Source organism: Halomonas hibernica, from assembly GCF_013183775.1.
GTDB lineage: Bacteria > Pseudomonadota > Gammaproteobacteria > Pseudomonadales > Halomonadaceae > Vreelandella > Vreelandella citrativorans.
The window spans coordinates 1-20,015 of the sequence record NZ_VIFN01000015.1 but is presented as its reverse complement, the minus strand read 5'-3'; the positions used below and the strand labels follow the sequence as shown (position 1 = coordinate 20,015).

The window sequence follows — 20,015 nt, the reverse complement described above, 5'->3', positions numbered from 1 at the left end:
TATGGCAGCAGATGTTGCATGTGTGTTCTTGGTCGGATCAACGATGGGCTGGGCACTTGCATGTGCTTCATGATACCACTATAGCCATCGAAAGCTCATTTCTAATGGATGTCACCTTATGTCCCAGAAAAGCAGTTCTTCTTCTAACCCCCTGTCACCGCCCGAAAATTACGAGCGGATTGTCAATGAAATTACCAATCAATATGAAAATTTGTCGGAGCGCTATAAGCAAGTTGCACGTTACGTGACGCAGAACCCGAATATTGTGGCGATGGAGTCCGTGAATTCGGTTGCGGCCAAGTGCAGTGTCCATCCCTCAGTTTTGGTTCGTTTTGCGCAGAACTTCGGCTATTCCGGTTTTAAGCAGATGCAGACGGTATTCCAGTCCCGTTTGTCGACGGCTGCGCCCGGGTATGAGGAGCGTGTCAAGGCCCTGGGAACCGATATCCGAAAAAGTCGCGAGCACGGTATCGTCGGTTTCATGCATGACCTCGTCGTGCGGGACATCGCTACGTTGCAGGAACTTTTGAACTCGGTTGCCGCGGAAAGCCTCGAACAGGCAGCCATGCTATTGAAAGATGCCGATACGATTTACATCTCTGGACAGCTCCGCTCGGAACCCATCGCCATCTTCCTCCGCTATCTGCTAACGATGTTGAAGCAGCGTGTAGTGCTTCTCGATTCCGCGGGAGGCCTAGCCCCTGAAATGGCGAGAACCATAGGGGCGGACGATGTGTTGGTCGCCATCGCGTTCCGACATTACGCGAAAGAGGTCATCAACATAGCCGATATCGCGAACGATGCAGGAGCTTCGGTAGTCGGCATTACCGACAGTCAGCTCTCGCCTCTGGCCAAGGGTTCGACCGTGTTATTCACCATTCCGGAAGAGGAATACACCTTTTCCCGCTCCCTGGCTGCGCCTATGTGCCTTTCTCAGAGCATCGCGATCGCCTTGGCATCCATACTCCAGCCGGATGAGGAGGCACCCCAGATCGCGACGGTTACCGGCAACGAGCGCAAGCGCACCCGCCGCACACGAGGGGGGAAAGCCAATGGCCAGCAGAAGTGATTCTCCAGCAGTCATTAATGTCGATTCGCCCGTGACTTTCAACTGAGCGTCTTCTAAAGCAGTTGCCTGATGCCATGCAATTGGCACATATAGTGTCGCGGACAGCTCACGCGTAGGCGCGCGCAGAATAAAGAGTTGCCATCCCAAGGACTAGCTATTGCTGCTCGTTGTGCGAGTGGCTCTGCTACTGGCCGATGGCGATGATGAACAGGCTCTGTCCGTCATCTTATAAAGCTTTGATCTTTCGATATATTTCCCTTTCCTATCCGTTTCCGAACCCTCAAGCGTCAGCTGACCTTACACTTTAGTCGTGCCATCAGCAATTAATATTGCAAAAAATAAATTTCTGCAATAGTGTTGCTGATAACAAGCCAGTGCTATGGCTGCTTGCGCCTAGCAGAACGTATACAGGAGAAGCTATGTCTACCGTCCGATGCACTATGGCTCAGGCCATCGTCCGATACCTCAGCAACCAGTTCATAGAGATCGATGGCGAGCGCGTACCGCTATTCGCAGGTGTGTTTGGTATCTTCGGTCATGGCAACGTGACCTGCCTGTCAGAAGCGCTCGAGGCCGTTCAGGATCAATTGCCGACCTGGCGTGGGCAGAATGAACAGTCGATGGCACTCGCCGCTGTTGGCTTCGCTAAGGCCAAGCGTCGCCGCCAAGCGATGATTGCGGCCACTTCGATCGGTCCAGGTGCCACCAACATGGTGACTGCGGCGGGTACAGCGATGGCGAACCGCCTGCCGGTACTGCTCCTTGCAGGCGATACCTTTGCCAATCGACTGCCCGATCCCGTTCTCCAGCAGGTCGAGCACTTCAACAATCCGACTGTGACCGTGAACGACAGTTTCAAGTCGGTAGTTCGCTATTGGGATCGCATCACCCACCCCGAACAGGTAATCACCTCGCTGCCCCAGGCCCTTGCCACGATGCTTGATCCGGCCGACTGTGGTCCGGTATTCATCGGTCTGGCTCAAGATACCCAGGAAAAGGCGTTCGATTACCCGGAAGCCTTCTTCGAGCCGAAGGTCTGGTCGATCCCGCGTCCGCGTCCAGATCGCAAGGTGATAGAAGAAGCCGCCGCGCTGCTCAAGACAGCTAAGAATCCGTTGATCATTTCGGGGGGCGGCGTGCGTTATTCCCTCGCCGAGAACGAGGTGGCGGCATTCGCGGAGAAGCGCGGGATTCCCGTGGTGGAAACCATTGCGGGCAAAGGCGCTCTGACCCACGATCACCCGGTTCTCGCTGGCCCCATCGGGATCGTCGGTTCGACCTCGGCCAATGCGCTGGCGGCCGAGGCAGATGTCATCCTGGCCATCGGCACGCGCCTGCAGGACTTCACCACCGGTTCCTGGACCGCCTTCTCCAAGGACGCAAAATTCATTTCGGTCAATGCCGCCCGCTGGGATGCCACCAAACACCGGGCGATCGCGGTTGTTGGTGACGCGCTCGAGACTGTTGCCGAGCTTGACGCCGCGCTAGGCGACTTCGCCATGCCGGCCAGCTATATGGCCAAAGCGAAAGGGCTCTTCGATGAATGGAATGCACTGCTGGATGAGCACCAGGCGCCCTCCAATGCGGCAATACCCTCCTATGCGCAGGTAATTGGTGTACTCAACAAGGTGGCACGCCCGAACGATACGCTGATCGGCGCAGCTGGCGGAACCCCAGGCGAGATTATCAAGGGTTGGCGGGTCAAGAACCCCAACACCTTCGACTGCGAATTCGGGTTCAGCTGTATGGGCTATGAGATCGCTGCCGGTTGGGGGTGCGCGATGGCGCAGGAAGGGCCTGGCGCGGCCGGTGGCACTCCGATCGTCATGATCGGCGATGGCACCTACATGATGATGAACTCGGATATCTATTCCGCCGTGCTTACCGGCCACAAAATGATCGTCGTCGTCTGCGACAACGGCGGTTACGCGGTCATCAACCGCCTCCAGCAGTTCAAGGGCGTGCCGGGCTTCAACAACCTGCTCAAGGACTGCCGGATCCAGAATCCCGAGAACCCACTCCACGTCGACTTCGTGAAGCACGCGGAGTCGATGGGCGCCTATGCGCGAAAATGTGAAAGCCTCGAAGATCTGGAAGAGGCGATGGAGTGGGCGCAGAACAACGACCGTACCACAGTGCTTAGCATCGTCTCCGACGCTTATGCATGGGTGCCGGGCGATGCGGATTGGGATGTTGGCGTGCCCGAGGTGTCGGCGTACGAGAGTGTGCGCGAGGCACGTAAAGCACACGACGCCATCCGTTCAAAGCGGCGAGTGGGGATTTAAGGAATGCTGAAAGCTAAACTTGGGATCGCTCCCATTGCGTGGTGGAACGACGACCTCGAAGCTCTCTCGGATGACGTGAGTCTCGAAGAGTGCCTGCGACAGGCGTCGGTGGCCGGCTTCACCGGCATGGAAACGGGCCGTCGCTTCCCGATGGACATGAGGGAACTCGGCCCCATCCTTGATGCCTTCGGCATGTCGGTCTGTGGCGGCTGGTTCTCGGGTCTTCTGCTCGACGGTGATATCGAGAAGGAAAAAGCGCGGATCGCCCAGCAACTGGCTTTTTTCAAGGCCGCAAAAGCGCCATGTATCGTCTACGGCGAGACCGCGCGCTCAATCCAGGGCGTAATGAGCGCACCGCTGGCCACAAAGCCGAAACTCACCGAGGAAGAGATCGTCGCCTATGCGCGCAAGGTATCGCAATTTTCCGACTGGTGTGAGGAGCAGGGAATGCCAATCGCCTACCACCACCACATGGGGGCCGCAATCGAAACCGAAGCGGAGCTCGACATCTTCATGCAGCACTCCACCGTGCCGCTGTTGTTCGATACCGGTCACATGGTGTTTGCAGGCGGGGACCCGTTGCGCGTCATCGAGAAGTACCATAGCCGCATTAACCAGGTGCACTGTAAGGATGTCCGGGGGGATGTCTTGAATGGACTGGACCGCACCAAGGAGAGTTTTCTTGACGCAGTCGTCAAAGGGGCCTTTACGGTGCCCGGTGACGGCTCGCTAGATTTCGAAGACATTGTCAAGTCCTTGGCAGACAAGGGATATGAAGGCTGGTTCGTAGTGGAAGCGGAGCAGGACCCTGTCGCCAATCCACCTTTGCAAATGGCGGAGAAAGGGCATCGCGAGTTGATGCGTGTAATGGCCGCCGCAGGTTATGAGGTACTGCAATAATGAATGCCATCGATGGGAAAATTTGTGTTGTAACGGGTGGTACTCAGGGGCTTGGTGCCGCTGTCGCCCGTCTCTTCGCGCGTGCCGGGGCTGCAGGTATCATCATCTGTGGCCGTGGTGTCGAGAAGGGTAACACCATCGCCTCCTCGATTACCGGTGAGACTGGCATCGAGGTTCGATTCGTGCAGGCAGATCTCGGCATCGTAGACGATTGCCGCAATGTGATTTCACAGGCCGATAGCTATTTCGGTCGGGTGGATATCCTCGTGAACGCTGCCGGCCTGACGGATCGCGGCAATCTTCTTAATACGTCACCCGAACTCTTCGACCGCATGTTTGCGGTCAATGTGCGCGCACCATTCTTCTTGATGCAGGATGCAGCGAAAATTATGATTCGAGAGGGAATCGAGGGCTCGATCATCAATATCGGTTCCGTCTCGGAGCGTGCCGGTCAACCATTCCTTTCGTCCTACTCGTCTTCCAAAGGTGCGCTTGCCAGCCTGACGCGAAATTCGGGTTATGCGCTGATGCGCAACCGGATTCGCGTGAATCAGCTCGATATCGGCTGGATGGCGTCCGACAATGAAAAGGAGTTGCAGGCGCGAGAATCTGGCGACCCGAATTGGCTCGAAAAAACCTCAGCGACTCTGCCGTTCGGGCGCTTGCTGGAGCCGGAAGAAGTGGCGTGCGCGGTGCTTTTTCTGGCCTCACCAGATAGCGGAATGATGACCGGAGCAGTAGTCCAGTTCGACCAGTCCGTCTGGGGCGGCTACGATGCGGTGCCTCCCGTGCCTGCCCAAGCACTGGAGGAATAAAAGAATGCGGACACTCAAAGGTCCAGGTGTTTACCTGGCACAATTCGCAGCCGATGAGGCGCCATACAATTCTCTGGAGTCACTCGCCAAGTGGGCCGCGGACAAAGGTTTCAAGGGCGTGCAGATCCCGACCTGGGATACACGCCTGATCGACATGAAGCAGGCCGCAGAGAGCGAGAGCTATTGCGATGAGATGAAGGGTTTGTTGGCCGATCATGGTCTTGAAATCACCGAACTGGCGTCGCACATTACAGGACAGCTTATTGCTGTGCACCCCGCTCACGACCAGATCATGGACAGCTTCGCGCCCGAATTTGTGCGCGGCAATCCGGTGGCGCGCAGGGCCTGGGCCGAGGAGCAGCTACGCTACGCCGCCCGTGCCTCGCAGCGCCTTGGCATAGATCGCCATGTAACCTTCTCCGGCTCGCTGCTCTGGCCCTACCTGTACCCCTATCCACAGTGGCCCGAAGGCCTGGTGGATGAGGCCTTCGGCGAACTGGCCGAGCGCTGGATGCCGATACTGGACGATTTCGACGCCCATGGCGTGGATGTCTGCTACGAGATTCACCCCTGTGAAGATCTGCATGACGGCCACTCCTGGGAGATGTTCCTTGATCGCGTGAAGGCGCATCCCCGGGCGAACATGCTGTACGACCCGTCGCACTTCGTGCTGCAGCAGCTCGACTACCTGGCTTTCATCGACCACTACCACGACCGGATCAAATGCTTCCATGTGAAGGATGCCGAGTTCCGCCCCGATGGCAAGTCGGGTATTTACGGCGGCTATCAGCCTTGGTCCAAGCGTGCGGGGCGTTTCCGTTCTCTGGGCGATGGCCAGGTCGACTTCGGCGCGATCTTTTCGAAGTTAGCGACCTACGACTACGACGGCTGGGCTGTGCTGGAGTGGGAATGCTTCCTCAAGAATCCCGAAGATGGAGCAGCCGAGGGTGCGCGATTCATCGACGACCACATCATCAGGGTCTCGGGTCGTGCTTTTGACGACTTCGTGAAATCCGGCGCCAATCGTAGCGCCAACCGGGCAATACTCGGGCTGGAGGACAAATGAGCTATCAACGACCCCTTCGTCTTGGCATGGTTGGCGGTGGCCAGGGTGCTTATATCGGCAACATCCACCGCATTTCGTCGCGTCTCGACGGCGCCTGGCAGCTCGTCGCCGGTGCCTTCGACGTGGACGCCGAGCGAGGCCGGGCCTTTGCCCTGACCCAGGGTATCGACCCCGACCGCAGCTATGGCGATTACAAGGAGATGGTCGCCGCCGAACTCGCGCGTGAGGATCGGATCGATGCCGTGGCCATCTGCACGCCGAACTTCACGCACTATCCGATCGCGCGCGCCTTCATTGAGGCGGGCTTCGACGTGATCTGCGAGAAGCCAATCACGGCAACACTCGAAGATGCGGTGGCGCTCGAGGAACTCACGCGCGAGAGTGGACGCTTTGTCGGCGTGACCTACACCTACTCGGGTTACCCGATGGTGCATGAGGCACGGAAGCGGGTAGCGGACGGCGAAATCGGACGCGTGCGTACCGTACAAGTGGAATATCCGCTGGAGTGGATGGCAACCGCGATCGAGCACCAGGGCAGTGCACAGGCTTCATGGCGTACCGACCCTAAAAAGAATGGCCGTGGTGGCTCGATCGGCGATATCGGCACGCATGCCTATCATCTCGCAGGGTTCGTGACGGGCCTAAAGCTCAAATCCCTTACCGCGGATCTCTCGACCTTTGTCGAGGGGCGAGCCCTAGATGATAACGCTCACGTCATGTTGCGTTATGAGGGGGGAGCGCGTGGCCTGCTGTGGTCATCGCAGGTGGCTTTGGGTAATTCCAACGGTGTCCGACTTCGTGTCTTTGGCGAGAAGGGCTCTTTGTCTTGGTTCCAGGAACAACCAAATGAACTCGTACTGGCCTCGCTCGATGGTCGTACCCTGATCATCAAACGTGGTGCCGAGGAACTGTCCGAAGATGCCAAGGTACGCACGCGCACGCCGCCGGGTCATCCAGAGGGTTACCTCGAAGCCTTTGCCAATCTGTATGCGGGCTTTGCAGAAGCAATCCTTGCTCGACAGAGCGGGCGTGATCCCGGACCGATCGGGCAAAACCTACCCACCGCTTATGATGGGCTAAAAGGGGTGGCTTTTGTCGATGCGGTAGTGGATAGCCATGAAGATGCAAATCAACCCTGGCTTACTCCATTAGCTGTTTAACTCTTATGATCTTCTTGGTTCTTGTGTGAACCATGAGAAACCTTTCATGAAAACCATTTATTCTTATGGATTCATGAGCCAATCCTGCATCGTAAGGCTTTGCGGGAATAACAATAGTAATAGAGGTGGATTATGAAAAGGCTCAGCTTTGTAGTAGTGGCATTGTCTTCTTTAGTATCAATTTCGGCCCATGCGGATATCAATATTGGTGTCAGTATGTCAAGGTTTGATGATAACTTTCTCACCGACTTGAGGCGTAGTTTGCAATCCTATTCTGATACTATGGATGAAGTTTCTATCCAAGTTTCAGACGCTCAAGGCTCCATCGGCCGCCAACAATCCCAAATACAAGATTTTATTGCTAATGATGTGGATGCCATCATTACAATGTTGGTTGATGCTGATACTGGAGTAACTTTTTCTGAGATTGCAGATGAAAATGATGTTCCACTGGTTTTTGTAAACATGCTGCCATCCAACATGGAGAATTTTCCTGATAAACAAGCTTGGGTGGGCTCCAATGAATATCAGGCAGGAGAGCTACAAGCTACATATATATGCGAACAACTTAACGGAAAGGGTGATGCCGTTATTTTGATGGGACAGCTTGGTACAACAGGTCAGCGTGGTAGGACAGCTGCAGTTCGAGATGTGCTTGATACCGACGAGTGCAATAACATCAATATTTTAGATGAGCAGACGGCTGAATGGATGCGCACTCCTGCAATGGATGTTATGTCTAATTGGATTAGTTCTGGCACCATTCCGGATGCTGTGTTTGCCAATAACGATGAAATGGCTATAGGTTCAATCATGGCAATGAAATCGTCTGGAATATCAATGGATGATGTGGTCGTTGGAGGTGTGGATGGCACCCAAGATGGTTTCTATATGTTGGAGTCCGGAGATCTTGATATTACTGTATTTCAGAATGCAAAAGGTCAAGCTCAGGGCTCTCTTGATACGGCCTTGAAGATTGTTAGAGGTCAAGAATTTGAAGAGCGAGTCGAAATTCCGTTTGAGATTGTTACTTTAGACAATATTGATAGTTTTAAATAACAAATTCTCACTGTCCGGGTAGACTGTCTATTGGCCTGCCCGGATTGTTGGGCTTCCGATCGATGGTTTAGGCTGGTGTGTTGTTAAGGAATCCTCCGTTTAATTTGAATTATTTTGAGGCAGAGTTTGAATGCTATCAGGTTAATTATTTTTAATGTGAATCTTTTGCGGAGCTGTTATGGAGCCAAATAATTATAGTGAGACGCTCAATAAAGATCGGGCCGGATTTTTACTTGAAGTTGAGCGTGTGCGTAAGACCTTTCCCGGCGTAGTAGCCTTGGACAACGTCCAGCTCAAGGTCCGCCCTGGCACCGTGCATGCCCTGATGGGCGAGAATGGTGCCGGCAAGTCGACCCTGATGAAGATCATTGCTGGTGTCTATATCCCCGACCAGGGCGAGGTGCGCCTGAACGGCATGCCGCTGCAGTTGAATGGCCCGCTGGACGCCCTGGAAGCCGGCATCGCCATGATCCATCAGGAACTCAACCTGATGCCCTACATGACCATCGCCGAGAACATCTGGATCCGCCGTGAACCGCTCAATGCCCTCGGCATGGTGAACCACGACAGGATGAACCAGATGACCGAGGCGCTTTTCGAGAGACTGGGCATCGATATGGACCCCGAAATGGAGGTTCGCAAGCTGACGGTAGCTGGTCGTCAGATGATTGAGATCGCCAAGGCCGTTTCATTCGACTCCGACGTGTTGATCATGGACGAACCGACCTCGTCGCTGGCCGACCGGGAAGTGGAACACCTGTTCCAGATCATCAACGACCTGCGGAAACAGGGCAAGGGGATCATCTACATCACCCACAAGATGGACGAGGTGTTCGAGATCGCCGACGACATCTCGGTGTTTCGAGACGGTCAGTTCATCCACTCCGCCGCGGCCAGTGACTTGACCTCCGACGAGATCATCAAGCTGATGGTTGGCCGCGAGGTCACCCAGATGTTCCCCAAGGAAGAGGTGCCGATCGGTGATGTGGTCCTGTCGGTGGAAAATCTCTGCCTGGCGGGTGTGTTCGAGGATATCAGTTTCGAGGTGCGCGCCGGCGAGATCCTAGGCCTCGCCGGTCTGGTGGGGTCGGGACGTACCAACGTTGCCGAGACCCTGTTCGGCGTGACGCCGCCCACGTCGGGTAGGATCGCCATCGATGGCAAGGAAGAAATCATCAGCTCCCCCCATCAGGCCATGCTACGCGGTCTGGCACTGCTCACCGAGGATCGCAAGGAAACCGGCCTGTTTCTCGGCCTTTCGGTCGTAGAGAACATGGAAATGGCCGTGCTGCGCGACGGTTACACCCGGGGCACCTTCGTCGAACAGGATCGACTCGACCAGGAGTGTGATTCGATGAAGGAACGCTTGAGCGTCAAGACACCCTCCATGGAAGAGCGCATCGGCAACCTCTCGGGCGGCAATCAGCAGAAGGTGCTGATCGGCCGTTGGCTGATGACCAAGCCGCGTATCCTGATCCTCGACGAACCCACCCGTGGGATCGATGTGGGCGCCAAGGCCGAGATCCACAAGCTGATTACCGAACTCGTCAGGCAAGGCGTGGCCGTGATCATGATCTCCTCGGAACTGCCCGAAGTGCTGGGCATGAGCGACCGCATCATGGTGATGCACGAAGGTAGGGTCACAGGCTTCCTCGACCGCAGCGAAGCCAATCAGGTCAATATCATGCAACTCGCCTCGTCACCGGTGGAACCGCCGGCCGTCGCAGGCTGATCTTTCTCCGGGCCACGGGCATCAATGAGGTAGAAGACAATGAGCAAGACAATGGAAACCACCGATCACCTGGAGGTGGTCAAGAAGCGCAAGAAGAAGATTCCCACCGAGGTGAGCATCCTGCTCGTGCTGGTCGGCATCGCGATCCTATTCGAGGTCCTCGGCTGGGTCGTGCGCGGCGACTCCTTTCTGATGAACCCCCAGCGCCTGCTGATCATGATCCTGCAGATATCGATCATCGGCATCATCGCCATCGGGGTGACGCAGGTCATCATCACCGGCGGTATCGACCTGTCGTCGGGGTCGGTGCTCGCGTTGACGGCCATGGTCACCGCCAGCTTCGCGCAATCGTCCGATTATATGCGCGCGGTCTATCCGGCACTGACCGATATGCCCTGGATCATCCCATTGATCGCGGGTCTACTGGTCGGTGGCCTGTGCGGATTGATCAACGGTGCCCTGATCTCCTTCGCCGTCATTCCGCCGTTCATTGCCACCCTGGGCATGATGGTCAGCGCCCGGGGCGTGGCTCGTGCCTATACCGATGGCCAGCCGGTGAGCATGCTGACCGAGCAGTTCACCTGGATCGGCTCCGGTGCCAACCCGGTGATCATCTTCCTGGCGGTGGCGGTGCTCTTCCACATCGCCCTGAAATACACCCGCTACGGCAAATACACCTATGCCATCGGTGCCAATCCCCAGGCCGCCCGTGTCTCCGGCATCAACGTGCGTCGCCATCTCGTCATGGTCTATGCCATTGCAGGCCTGCTGGCCGGCCTGGCCGGGGTCGTGGCGTCGGCCCGGGCCGGCACGGGTCAGGCGGGCATGGGTCTGATGTACGAGCTCGACGCCATCGCCGCAGCCGTCATCGGCGGCACGAGCCTGGCCGGTGGGGTGGGGCGTATCGCCGGCACCGTGATCGGGGCATTGATCCTAGGCGTGATGCTTAGCGGCTTCACCTTCCTGGGCGTCGATGCCTACTATCAGGATATCGTCAAGGGCGCCATCATCGTCGCCGCCGTGGTGGTCGATCAGTACCGTCAGCGCAAGCGCAACAAGACCACCTGAAGCAACTTCCCCGATCCGATGTCGGGATGGTTCATCGCCGTATGTCAGCTAGTGGGCAGGGGCCTATGTTAGGCCCCTACTGAGAGCAGCCAGGACGGCTGCATCATGAGCCAACGGATCCATTAATCCTGACAACAACGCTCCCTGATACGAGTGATCGTGGGCTATCCCCCCGAGCTGGAGGGCCATCCTGTCGCTCGAACCCTCCATGCTGCAGGCGCTGCGCAGCAGTAGTAGCGCGGCCCTCAGCTTGATCGGGCCGCGCGGCGACCACATGAACGCCCATGGCGGGATAAATACTCTGGAAGCTTTAGTTATGTCGACTCTCATATGAGCTGATGACGTTGACTGAGGCATTTTGCATAAAAGTATCGAATACAACGGAAGCTGATGAGCGCAAATATTTTGATGGGTGAGGGCTTGGCCCTCATGGCTTTGGGAATGGGGTTTGTCTTTGTTTTTCTTACCGTGCTGGTGATCGTTACCACTCTGATGTCCAAGGCCATCGGGCGCTTCTTTCACGAGCCGCCCGCCCCTACCGTGACCGGCAATCGCCGTCCGCCGACGCCTCGCCAGGACGATGACGTGATGGTCGCCATCACTGCCGCGGTGCACCGCTATCGCCGTCGCCACCACCGCTAAGGCGACCGTTCCCCCTTTCCCCTTCCACCCATAATGACAAGGTCACGACCATGACTGACAAGACACGTCCGCTTGGCATCACCGATGTCGTCCTGCGTGACGCCCACCAGTCGCTGTTCGCCACACGCATGCGGCTCGATGACATGCTGCCGATCGCCGAGAAGCTCGATCGGGTCGGCTTCTGGTCGCTGGAGTCCTGGGGTGGCGCCACCTTCGACGCTTGTATCCGCTATCTCGGCGAAGATCCGTGGGAGCGGATACGGGCGTTGAAGCACGCCATGCCCAATACCCCCCAGCAGATGCTGCTGCGTGGTCAGAACCTGCTCGGTTACCGCCACTATGGCGACGACGTGGTGGACCGCTTCGTCGAGCGCGCCAAGACCAATGGCGTCGACGTATTCCGCGTCTTCGATGCCATGAACGACCCGCGCAACCTCGAGCGCGCCATTCAGGCGGTGCGCAAGGTCGAGGGACATGCGCAGGGTACCCTGTCCTACACCGTTAGCCCAGTGCACACGCTGGATGGCTGGGTGGAACTTGGCCGCAGCATCGCCGCCATGGGCGCCGATTCGCTGGCCATCAAGGACATGGCCGGGCTGCTCACGCCCTACGACGCCTTCGAGCTGGTCACCCGGCTCAAGGCCGCCGTGGACATTCCGATCCACCTGCAGTGCCACGCCACCACCGGCATGTCCACCGCCACCGCGCTCAAGGCCGCCGAGGCGGGCATCGACAACGTCGACACCGCCATCTCGTCAATGTCGATGACCTACGGCCACAGCCCCACCGAGTCGGTGGTCGCCATCCTCCAGGGCACCGAGCGCGACACCGGCCTCGACCTCGCGCTGCTCGAGGAGATCGCCGCCTACTTCCGCGAGGTGCGCAAGAAGTACGCGGCCTTCGAGGGCTCGCTCAAGGGCATCGACTCGCGCATCCTGATTGCCCAGGTGCCGGGTGGCATGCTCACCAACATGGAAGGCCAGCTCAAGGAGCAGGGTGCCGGCGACAAGCTCGACGACGTGCTTAAAGAAATTCCCCGGGTACGGGAAGATCTGGGCTTTATCCCGCTGGTCACCCCCACCTCCCAGATCGTCGGCACCCAGGCGGTGATGAACGTGATGATGGGGGAGCGCTACAAGTCGATCTCCAAGGAGGTCCAGGCGCTGCTCAAGGGCGAGTATGGTGCCGCTCCGGCGCCGTTCAACGCAGAGCTGCAGTCGCGGGTACTGGAGGGCGGCGAGCCGATCACCTGCCGTCCGGCCGACAACCTAAGCCCCGAGATGGACAAGCTGTCCGCCGAGCTCAGGGACAAGGCCAAGGTCGAGGGCATCCGCCTGGCAGAGGGCGAGCGCGAGACCGATGATGTGCTGACCTATGCGCTGTTCCCGCAGATCGGTCTGAAGTTCCTCAAGAACCGCGACAACCCCGATGCCTTCGAGCCGGTTCCCCAGGCGCCTGGCAAGGACAATGCGGCCGCGACCCAGCCGGTTGCCACGCAGCAGGGTGCAGGCCAGGCCAAGGTGCCGGCGGCCCAGGGAAGCGTCGCCGGCCCCGAGACCTACACCATCAAGGTCAACGGCAAGGCCTACGTGGTCGAGGTCGCCGAGGGGGGCGAGGTCGGCCAGGTCAACGAACAGGCCTCAGCTCCCGCTGCGCCCGAGCAGAGTGCGCCGGCGCCGAGTGGCGAGTCGATCAGCGCGCCACTGGCTGGCAACATCTTCAAGGTCAATGTGCGTGAAGGCGACGTGGTGGCCGAAGGCGATGTGGTGATCATTCTCGAGGCCATGAAAATGGAGACCGAGGTACGGGCGTCCAGCGCCGGAACCGTCACCGCCGTCAAGGTCAGCGAGGGCGACAGTGTCGCCGTCGGTGACGTGCTGGTCGAGCTGTAAGGAGCCCCCGTGGAGAAGTTACTGACACTCTGGTATGGCTCGGGGCTCTACAATCTGACCCTCGGGCAGGGCGTCATGGTCCTGGTCGGGCTGGGACTGCTCTACCTGGCCATTGCCAAGAAGTTCGAACCCTTGCTGCTGGTGCCGATCGGTTTCGGCGGGATTCTGGCCAACATCCCCGAGGCGGGTCTCGCCCTGTCGGCGGCTGAGCAGGCCGCGCACCTGGCGCGTCCCGGGGTGCTCGAACAGATGGCCGCGGCCCTGGGAGTCGCCCTGGACCCGGTCGCCGGTATCGAGGCATGGCGTGGGACGCTCTCTGATGCGCTGCATGGCGACCTCTCGTCGACGCTGGTGCGCGCCGCCAACGACGTGGCCATGGATGTCGGCTACGCCAACGGCGTGCTCTACCAGTTCTACAACGTGGCGATCGCCTCGGGCATCGCCCCGCTGGTGATCTTCATGGGCGTGGGCGCGATGACCGATTTCGGCCCATTGCTGGCCAACCCCCGGACCCTGTTCCTGGGCGCCGCCGCGCAGTTCGGCATCTTCGCCACCCTGCTCGGGGCGGTGGGCATGTCGGCCATGGGCTGGATGGACTTCTCGCTCAACCAGGCCGCCGCCATCGGCATCATCGGTGGCGCCGACGGTCCCACCTCGATCTATGTGGCGAGCATCCTGGCCCCGGAGCTGCTGGGTGCCATCGCCGTGGCCTCGTACTCCTACATGGCGCTGGTCCCGCTGATCCAGCCGCCGATCATGAAGGCGCTGACCACCAAGCGGGAACGCGAGATCGCCATGACGCAACTGCGCCCGGTGTCGAAGCGCGAGAAGATCGTCTTCCCGCTGGCGCTGCTGATCCTGGTCGTGCTGTTCCTGCCGGATGCCGCGCCACTACTGGGGATGTTCTGCTTCGGCAACCTGATGCGTGAGTGTGGGGTGGTGGAGCGCCTCTCCGACACCGCCCAGAATGCCCTGATCAACATCGTGACCATCTTCCTGGGGCTCTCGGTGGGCTCCAAGCTGATGGCCGACCGTTTCCTGGCCTTCGAAACGCTGGGGATCCTGGCGCTGGGCATGGTGGCCTTCGCCATCGGCACGGCCTGCGGGGTGTTGATGGCCAAGCTGATGAACACGGTGAGTCGCATGCCGATCAACCCGTTGATCGGCTCGGCCGGGGTCTCGGCGGTGCCTATGGCCGCGCGGGTCTCCAACAAAATCGGGCTGGAATCCAACCCCCACAACTTCCTGCTGATGCATGCCATGGGGCCCAACGTGGCCGGGGTGATCGGCTCGGCGGTGGCCGCCGGGGTGATGATCAAGTACCTAGGGTAAGCAAGGCCGGCCAGGCAAAATGGAAAATTGCCCCTAATCACGTTTCCCGGTAAGTCGGTGAGGAGCCATTTTTCATGGGATGACTTAAGCTAAGGATCTGTAATCCAGGAATGAGAGTCATATGTCATCGTATGATTTTATGCCAATGCCCCGTCCTACTTCCCCAGCGCGGCGGGGAAACGGGGCAGTCCGCGTTGATGGAGCCAGTGTGTCTTGAATCTGGCCTGGCAGTTGGGTCTCACGGTAGCTAGGTAAAGCAGGCCACTTCAAGAGATCATGTACTGACCACTGGGATGATGATCTGGCCACTCTGAAGGCTTCAGACGACCAGAAACGAATAGTTCAGTGGTTTCTTAAAGCTCCGTCACCTTCGGCAGAAGAGAAGATGGGTCGCAAGCCAGCTCGCTGGCGATAAGGTATAGCTTCTCGACCGTGATGTTCACCTCGCCACGCTCGATGCGCCCTACGTAGCTGCGATCAATATTGCAGGCCAGCGCCAGTGCATCCTGAGAAAGCCGACGGGCCTTTCTTTGCATCCGGATGCGTGCCCCCAACGCTTTCGCCAATTGATCCATGACCGCCTCAATTCCACTTGAGGCAGCACTATCGTGTGTTTGCGGACGCACAGGCCACGGACTATAATCCGCATTTTTCGCTATAACCCTCAGGTGCCGGCATGAAAATCGTCCCGTTCGTCTTCGACAGGCGACTGTATGACATTACTCCAGGAGGAGGGGCGCACGCAATTCACCACCCGAGAATTGCGGGATGCCTACGCCAAGAACATGGAAGGTGTGAACTTTCGTCTCGGCGATGTGCGCCGGTATGTGTATGAACAGATTCGCCGCTTGCTCAGGACAGGTTGGCTCGTGCATGACGAAGAGCGCCGCAAGCGGGGGCAGGTCTACCACCAAAGACCCATCCCGACGCATCTGCAACTGGAGCTGATCGACAACGGGTTCGAGAATAGCCTCAAGCCTGCACGTAAAGCGGTGCTGTCGTCCGAACAGAGTGCCACGCCTTCCCTTTCGTCACCCGACGCGGAGACGTATCTGGAAGGGCTCCTCAAGGAGATCCGGCTCGACTTCTTGTCGACGATGGGGGAAGCGGAGCGATACAAGCAGCTTCTCGATGACATGCCGCACCTCCGGGACAAGGTCGAGGAGGAGTACCTGGGAGCCAAAGACCGCAGCTCACGCCTGCTGGGGCACCTCCGTGCCGTCGAGAACACCCTCAAGACGGTGGCGTCGGTGCAATGACGTCATCACTGAGAGGCTGGCAGCATCGGTGTATCGAGACGGCGTTGGAGCACTTTCTGTCCAATGCGCATTTTTTCTGCCAGGCGACACCCGGTGCCGGCAAGACACGCATGGCGGCGGAGCTAGCCCGATGCCTGCTTGATCAAGGCAAGATCGATCTGGTGCTCTGTTTCGCCCCGTCCTGCCAGGTTGTCGACGGCTTTCGCTCTACCTTTTCGGCGGTGCTCGGCAAGCGTCTGGATGGTTTGCTTGGCGCGGTCGGTGGTGCTTACACCTATCAAGCCATGGAGTACCGCGATGAGGTCTTTTGGCGACTCCTTGATGATTATCGCGTGTTCGTCGTCTTCGACGAAATCCACCACTGCGCTGGCCATGACCCCCTCCTGAGCAACGCCTGGGGGCAACAGATCTTGCAGAAAATCCAGGATCGAGCCGCATTCACCTTGGCGCTATCTGGCACACCATGGCGCTCTGACGATCGCCCCATTGCCCTGGCGCGCTACATATCTCCCGAGGGGCACCTGATCTGCGACTATCGCTATGGTCTGAAGGAAGCTATCGTGGACGGAGTGTGCCGCTCGCCTCGCATCCTACTCCTGGACAATCAGAAAGTGAGGCTCACGGAAGAAATTGAAACCGAGAACACTGTCAAGTTGTTCCCCAGTATCGCCGAGCTATTGGGAGAGTCGCCTGTCACCTACGAAGACCTGCTGCGTCATGACGAGGTGATTGAACAACTGCTCGCGCGAGGATGTGACAAGCTGGACGCGCTTCGCCTGACCAAACCGGATGCGGCTGGGCTGGTGGTCGCCACCGATATAGAGCATGCCCAGCAGATTGCCCGGGCGCTAGATGCCAGAGGAGAAAGTTGGTGCGTCGTGACCAACCGTACCCCGAATGTCCAGCAGGTCATCAATGCTTTCCGACGCAGTGATTGTCGCTGGATCGTCGCGGTTGGGATGATCAGCGAGGGGACTGACATCCCCCGTCTTCAGGTATGCTGCTTTTTCAGCCGCATACGTACCGAGTTACACTACCGGCAGGTGTTGGGAAGGATACTGCGGCGCATAGGCGAGCACGATGATCAGGCCTGGCTGTTCATGCTGGCGGAGACGACACTACGGCGATTCGCGGAACGCATTGCTGACGACTTGCCGGAGGATTTGGCTGTACTGAGCCAGATACCGTTGCCTGTCTCAGCCTCTGGTCCTGCGACGGAAGGCTGCAGGGCTGACTACGATGCGGATGGCAGCAATGATGGTGAAACTGAACAGGACCTGGAGGCTGATTCGCCGCGCGCTTACTCGCTGGGTGATTTCGCCGCGGAACCGAGCTATCACGTCAGCTTTTCGCAGCACTACCGGCAGCTGCTACTGACTTGCTTATGAAAGGTGGGCGGCTTGGTAGAAGGGGGCGCGTGAAAGGATGATTCTTTATTATTCAGTTCCTGCATCATTGCGAGAGTTGGCCTGAAATTAGGATGATACTTTAGCACTGCCCAACCTGCCTGAAGCAAAAACACGCACTGTGAATTATTCTGGGCAGTGTGTGTCATAAATACATGATTAAATTAAGATTTTTCTCGTTGCCGAAGTAAGTCAGGAGGTTTTCTTGTCACTAGCAATAGGATGAAACTTTATTCTGAACTCACATCAAGGGCTTAAATGATTCATCCTTTTAGGTTCTGTACGAAAAGTCGGCTCGCAAGCAGAGGCCTATGCACGCCACGCATACCATCGCTCTAAAGCTGCTTGCTAACTTATCGTAGCGTGTGGCGATACGGCGTGACTCCTTCAGCCAACTAAAACAGCGCTCTACTGCATTTCGTTGCCGGTATTTAGGCTTATCAAACCGTCTAGGTAGACCTGGCCGTATTCTTCGATGCATGTTGCGCTGCGCTATTACCGGTTTCATGCCGTGCCTGTCGCAATAATGGCGCAACTCATCGCTGTCATATCCTTTGTCAGCCACCATATAGCGACTACGTTTACGTGGTCGCCCAGCGTTACCAGGCAGGTAAATCTTCTCTAATGTCGAAATAAAGTGCCGAGAGTCTGCCTCTTGGCCAGGAGACAGCGTGAACGCCAGTGGCCAGCCGTGACGATCGCAAACCAAATGAATTTTGGTAGTTAATCCTCCACGACTACGCCCCAAGGCGTGATCTAAGGGTTCTTCAGAGCCCCCTTTTTTCCGCCTCCTGCGGCAGCACGGGTGGAGCGTATTGAGGTCGAATCAATCATCCATGTATCCAGGTCCATCAGTCCATCTTCACGTAGCCTGAGCTGTAAGCGGGAAAGAATGGCTTCAAACGTGCCGTCATCTCGCCATTTTCGAAAGCGCTCATAGGCGGTTGACCAGGGACCATATCGCTCGGGTAGATCTCGCCACTTGGCACCAGAACAGAGTACCCAGAAAATGCCATTGAGGACCTGCCGGTCATCCCGCCGTGGTCTGCCCATTACCTGAGTTGGCGACACAATATCTGTAATCTGTGCCCAGTTCTCATTGGATATCTCGTACCGGCCAACCATCATTTCCTCCCTATGCAGCTATTGCATGGGAAAACTTAGCAGATATCACTTTTCGTACAAAACCTAGTTTAATGAGTGGTGAAGTGTAACTCCATGAGATTGAGTTGTAAAAATATGCTAAGTGAGGTATTTTATATTTAAATATCGTCTATGGCGTTTAGCAAGGCTTGCATCCCTCTCTCTTGCTCAATAGTACCGTTTCGGATAGAGTTAGAAATTTCTTTTAACGATGCAATCTTTAATCTCAAATGTGTTGAGTTAGGAGTTGAGTGATCATTTTCATCCATGTTTATAATATCGCTAGCTAGGTGTATGTATCTTGATAGAGTTTGATTGGATGCATGCATAGTTAATTTCCTGCAGACATCAGCTGCGACTGTGAAGATGTTATAAAAACCTCCCGACTTTGATAGTTTACTGATAGTTTTTGCAATATTGATAGTAATAAATCTATGCCTGAAAGAATGATTGCTTAAATGGCTTAGCTTATCACTATATGTGCTTTTGCTGATTACCTTTTTTGCGTAGTTCTTGATGTAGGTGGATTTTAGAGGGTTGCCACTGCGAGAGTCAACAAATAATGCATCGTGCTTTAATTCTGGGAATTTATTTTCCACTTCAAAGATGTAGCTCAAGATAACCTGAAGGTCTTCGCCTGAAACAGGGACATCTCTGGTTTTACCTTTGAATTTTCCCTTTAGAATGGGGATGCCTCTAATAACAGTCGTTGTATCTAAGTCAGGTATCGATCTGGCTGCATTTTTTATCATGCCTCTAGTTATTCTGTGTGCCTCGGTGATTCTTGATCCTGTGATATCTAGTATGGTTCCTAGGGCAAGCCACCGTTTTGATAGGAAGCTTGTAATATTAGGGTGGTAGATGGTGTGGTTGATAGAGTCAAACCAAAGAATTAGTTCATGGTCGCGAATAAAATCTGCCTCACCATGGATGTGTATTAATCCATCGAATGCTCGATGTTTAGGATGCTGAATCCTCCTGCCGTTTTTAAAAAATTCTGCTATATAATAGTGAATATTATACTCCCCTGGTTGAGAGGGATGGTTCGTAGCCAGCTTCCAGTTTGGGTGCTTTCTGTTAAGGTGAAGCAAGTATTTCAAAGCATTTTTTGAATGAGATAATATGCTTTCGTCATTGATATTTCTTTTTTTGAGCTCCGCTACGAATTGGTATATAAAACTATCATC

General features: G+C 56.5%; 17 protein-coding genes. 14 read left to right on the top strand and 3 right to left on the bottom strand.

Annotation, left to right across the window (positions count from 1 at the left end; genetic code table 11):
- Nucleotides 1–118 precede the first annotated feature (118 nt).
- The 12 genes from FKN99_RS16120 to FKN99_RS16065 all read left to right on the top strand — a co-directional run bounded on the left by FKN99_RS16120 (nucleotide 119) and on the right by FKN99_RS16065 (nucleotide 15,020).
- A complete protein-coding gene (locus FKN99_RS16120) occupies nucleotides 119–1,069 on the top strand; it encodes a MurR/RpiR family transcriptional regulator (protein WP_172118826.1) in 951 nt (316 codons plus the stop codon).
- A gap of 419 nt (nucleotides 1,070–1,488) precedes the next feature.
- Nucleotides 1,489–3,354, top strand: a complete 1,866-nt coding sequence (iolD, locus tag FKN99_RS16115; RefSeq protein WP_095623437.1) for a 3D-(3,5/4)-trihydroxycyclohexane-1,2-dione acylhydrolase (decyclizing) — start codon at nucleotides 1,489–1,491, stop codon at nucleotides 3,352–3,354.
- Nucleotides 3,355–3,357: 3 nt separating this feature from the next.
- A complete protein-coding gene (gene iolE, locus FKN99_RS16110; protein ID WP_216658133.1) occupies nucleotides 3,358–4,254 on the top strand; it encodes a myo-inosose-2 dehydratase in 897 nt (298 codons plus the stop codon).
- A complete protein-coding gene (locus FKN99_RS16105) occupies nucleotides 4,254–5,069 on the top strand; it encodes an SDR family oxidoreductase (protein ID WP_172118825.1) in 816 nt (271 codons plus the stop codon). Before iolE ends, FKN99_RS16105 begins: the two co-directional genes overlap by 1 nt.
- Nucleotides 5,070–5,073: 4 nt before the next feature.
- On the top strand, nucleotides 5,074–6,135 hold the full coding sequence (locus FKN99_RS16100) for a sugar phosphate isomerase/epimerase family protein (RefSeq protein WP_172118824.1): 1,062 nt from the start codon (nucleotides 5,074–5,076) through the stop codon (nucleotides 6,133–6,135).
- The gene (locus FKN99_RS16095) at nucleotides 6,132–7,295 is read left to right on the top strand and encodes a Gfo/Idh/MocA family protein (RefSeq protein ID WP_172118823.1); all 1,164 of its coding nucleotides are present in this window, start codon (nucleotides 6,132–6,134) and stop codon (nucleotides 7,293–7,295) included. The genes FKN99_RS16100 and FKN99_RS16095 overlap by 4 nt, the downstream gene beginning before the upstream one ends.
- 132 nt (nucleotides 7,296–7,427) lie before the next feature.
- The gene (locus FKN99_RS16090) at nucleotides 7,428–8,354 is read left to right on the top strand and encodes a substrate-binding domain-containing protein (protein WP_172118822.1); all 927 of its coding nucleotides are present in this window, start codon (nucleotides 7,428–7,430) and stop codon (nucleotides 8,352–8,354) included.
- A 178-nt stretch (nucleotides 8,355–8,532) separates the two neighbouring features.
- A complete protein-coding gene (locus tag FKN99_RS16085) occupies nucleotides 8,533–10,086 on the top strand; it encodes a sugar ABC transporter ATP-binding protein (RefSeq protein ID WP_172118821.1) in 1,554 nt (517 codons plus the stop codon).
- Nucleotides 10,087–10,137: 51 nt separating this feature from the next.
- Entirely contained in the window at nucleotides 10,138–11,154 is a 1,017-nt protein-coding gene (locus tag FKN99_RS16080) for an ABC transporter permease (RefSeq protein ID WP_172118820.1), read from the top strand.
- Between the two features lie 390 nt (nucleotides 11,155–11,544).
- Nucleotides 11,545–11,796 carry an OadG family protein gene (locus tag FKN99_RS16075; protein WP_172118819.1) on the top strand — a complete coding sequence of 84 codons (252 nt, stop codon included), beginning with the start codon at nucleotides 11,545–11,547 and terminating at the stop codon, nucleotides 11,794–11,796.
- Nucleotides 11,797–11,846: 50 nt separating this feature from the next.
- Nucleotides 11,847–13,688: a sodium-extruding oxaloacetate decarboxylase subunit alpha gene (gene oadA / locus FKN99_RS16070; RefSeq protein WP_172118818.1), complete on the top strand. Its 1,842-nt coding sequence runs from the start codon at nucleotides 11,847–11,849 to the stop codon at nucleotides 13,686–13,688.
- 9 nt (nucleotides 13,689–13,697) lie between these two features.
- Nucleotides 13,698–15,020 (top strand): sodium ion-translocating decarboxylase subunit beta, encoded by a 1,323-nt coding sequence (locus FKN99_RS16065; protein WP_172118817.1) that lies wholly within the window; start codon nucleotides 13,698–13,700, stop codon nucleotides 15,018–15,020.
- A gap of 353 nt (nucleotides 15,021–15,373) precedes the next feature.
- Here the strand turns inward: FKN99_RS16065 and FKN99_RS16060 are convergent, their stop codons facing one another.
- Nucleotides 15,374–15,595, bottom strand: a complete 222-nt coding sequence (locus FKN99_RS16060; RefSeq protein ID WP_172118816.1) for a helix-turn-helix domain-containing protein — start codon at nucleotides 15,593–15,595, stop codon at nucleotides 15,374–15,376.
- A gap of 138 nt (nucleotides 15,596–15,733) precedes the next feature.
- On the opposite strand from FKN99_RS16060, the gene FKN99_RS16055 reads away from it, so the two are divergent.
- Together FKN99_RS16055 and FKN99_RS16050 are read left to right on the top strand one after the other, a co-directional pair.
- Nucleotides 15,734–16,279, top strand: a complete 546-nt coding sequence (locus FKN99_RS16055; RefSeq protein ID WP_216658132.1) for a hypothetical protein — start codon at nucleotides 15,734–15,736, stop codon at nucleotides 16,277–16,279.
- Nucleotides 16,276–17,667 (top strand): DEAD/DEAH box helicase, encoded by a 1,392-nt coding sequence (locus FKN99_RS16050; RefSeq protein ID WP_172118815.1) that lies wholly within the window; start codon nucleotides 16,276–16,278, stop codon nucleotides 17,665–17,667. Before FKN99_RS16055 ends, FKN99_RS16050 begins: the two co-directional genes overlap by 4 nt.
- Nucleotides 17,668–17,956: 289 nt before the next feature.
- Here the strand turns inward: FKN99_RS16050 and FKN99_RS16045 are convergent.
- Together FKN99_RS16045 and FKN99_RS16040 are read right to left on the bottom strand one after the other, a co-directional pair.
- Nucleotides 17,957–18,810 (bottom strand): IS5 family transposase gene (locus FKN99_RS16045; RefSeq protein WP_172118838.1). Its coding sequence is split into 2 segments (ribosomal slippage): nucleotides 17,957–18,468 and nucleotides 18,468–18,810, totalling 855 coding nucleotides; the frame shifts between segments, so codons are not numbered across the junction.
- A gap of 137 nt (nucleotides 18,811–18,947) precedes the next feature.
- A partial coding sequence (locus FKN99_RS16040; RefSeq protein WP_172118814.1) for a site-specific integrase occupies nucleotides 18,948–20,015 on the bottom strand: 1,068 nt, incomplete at its 5' end.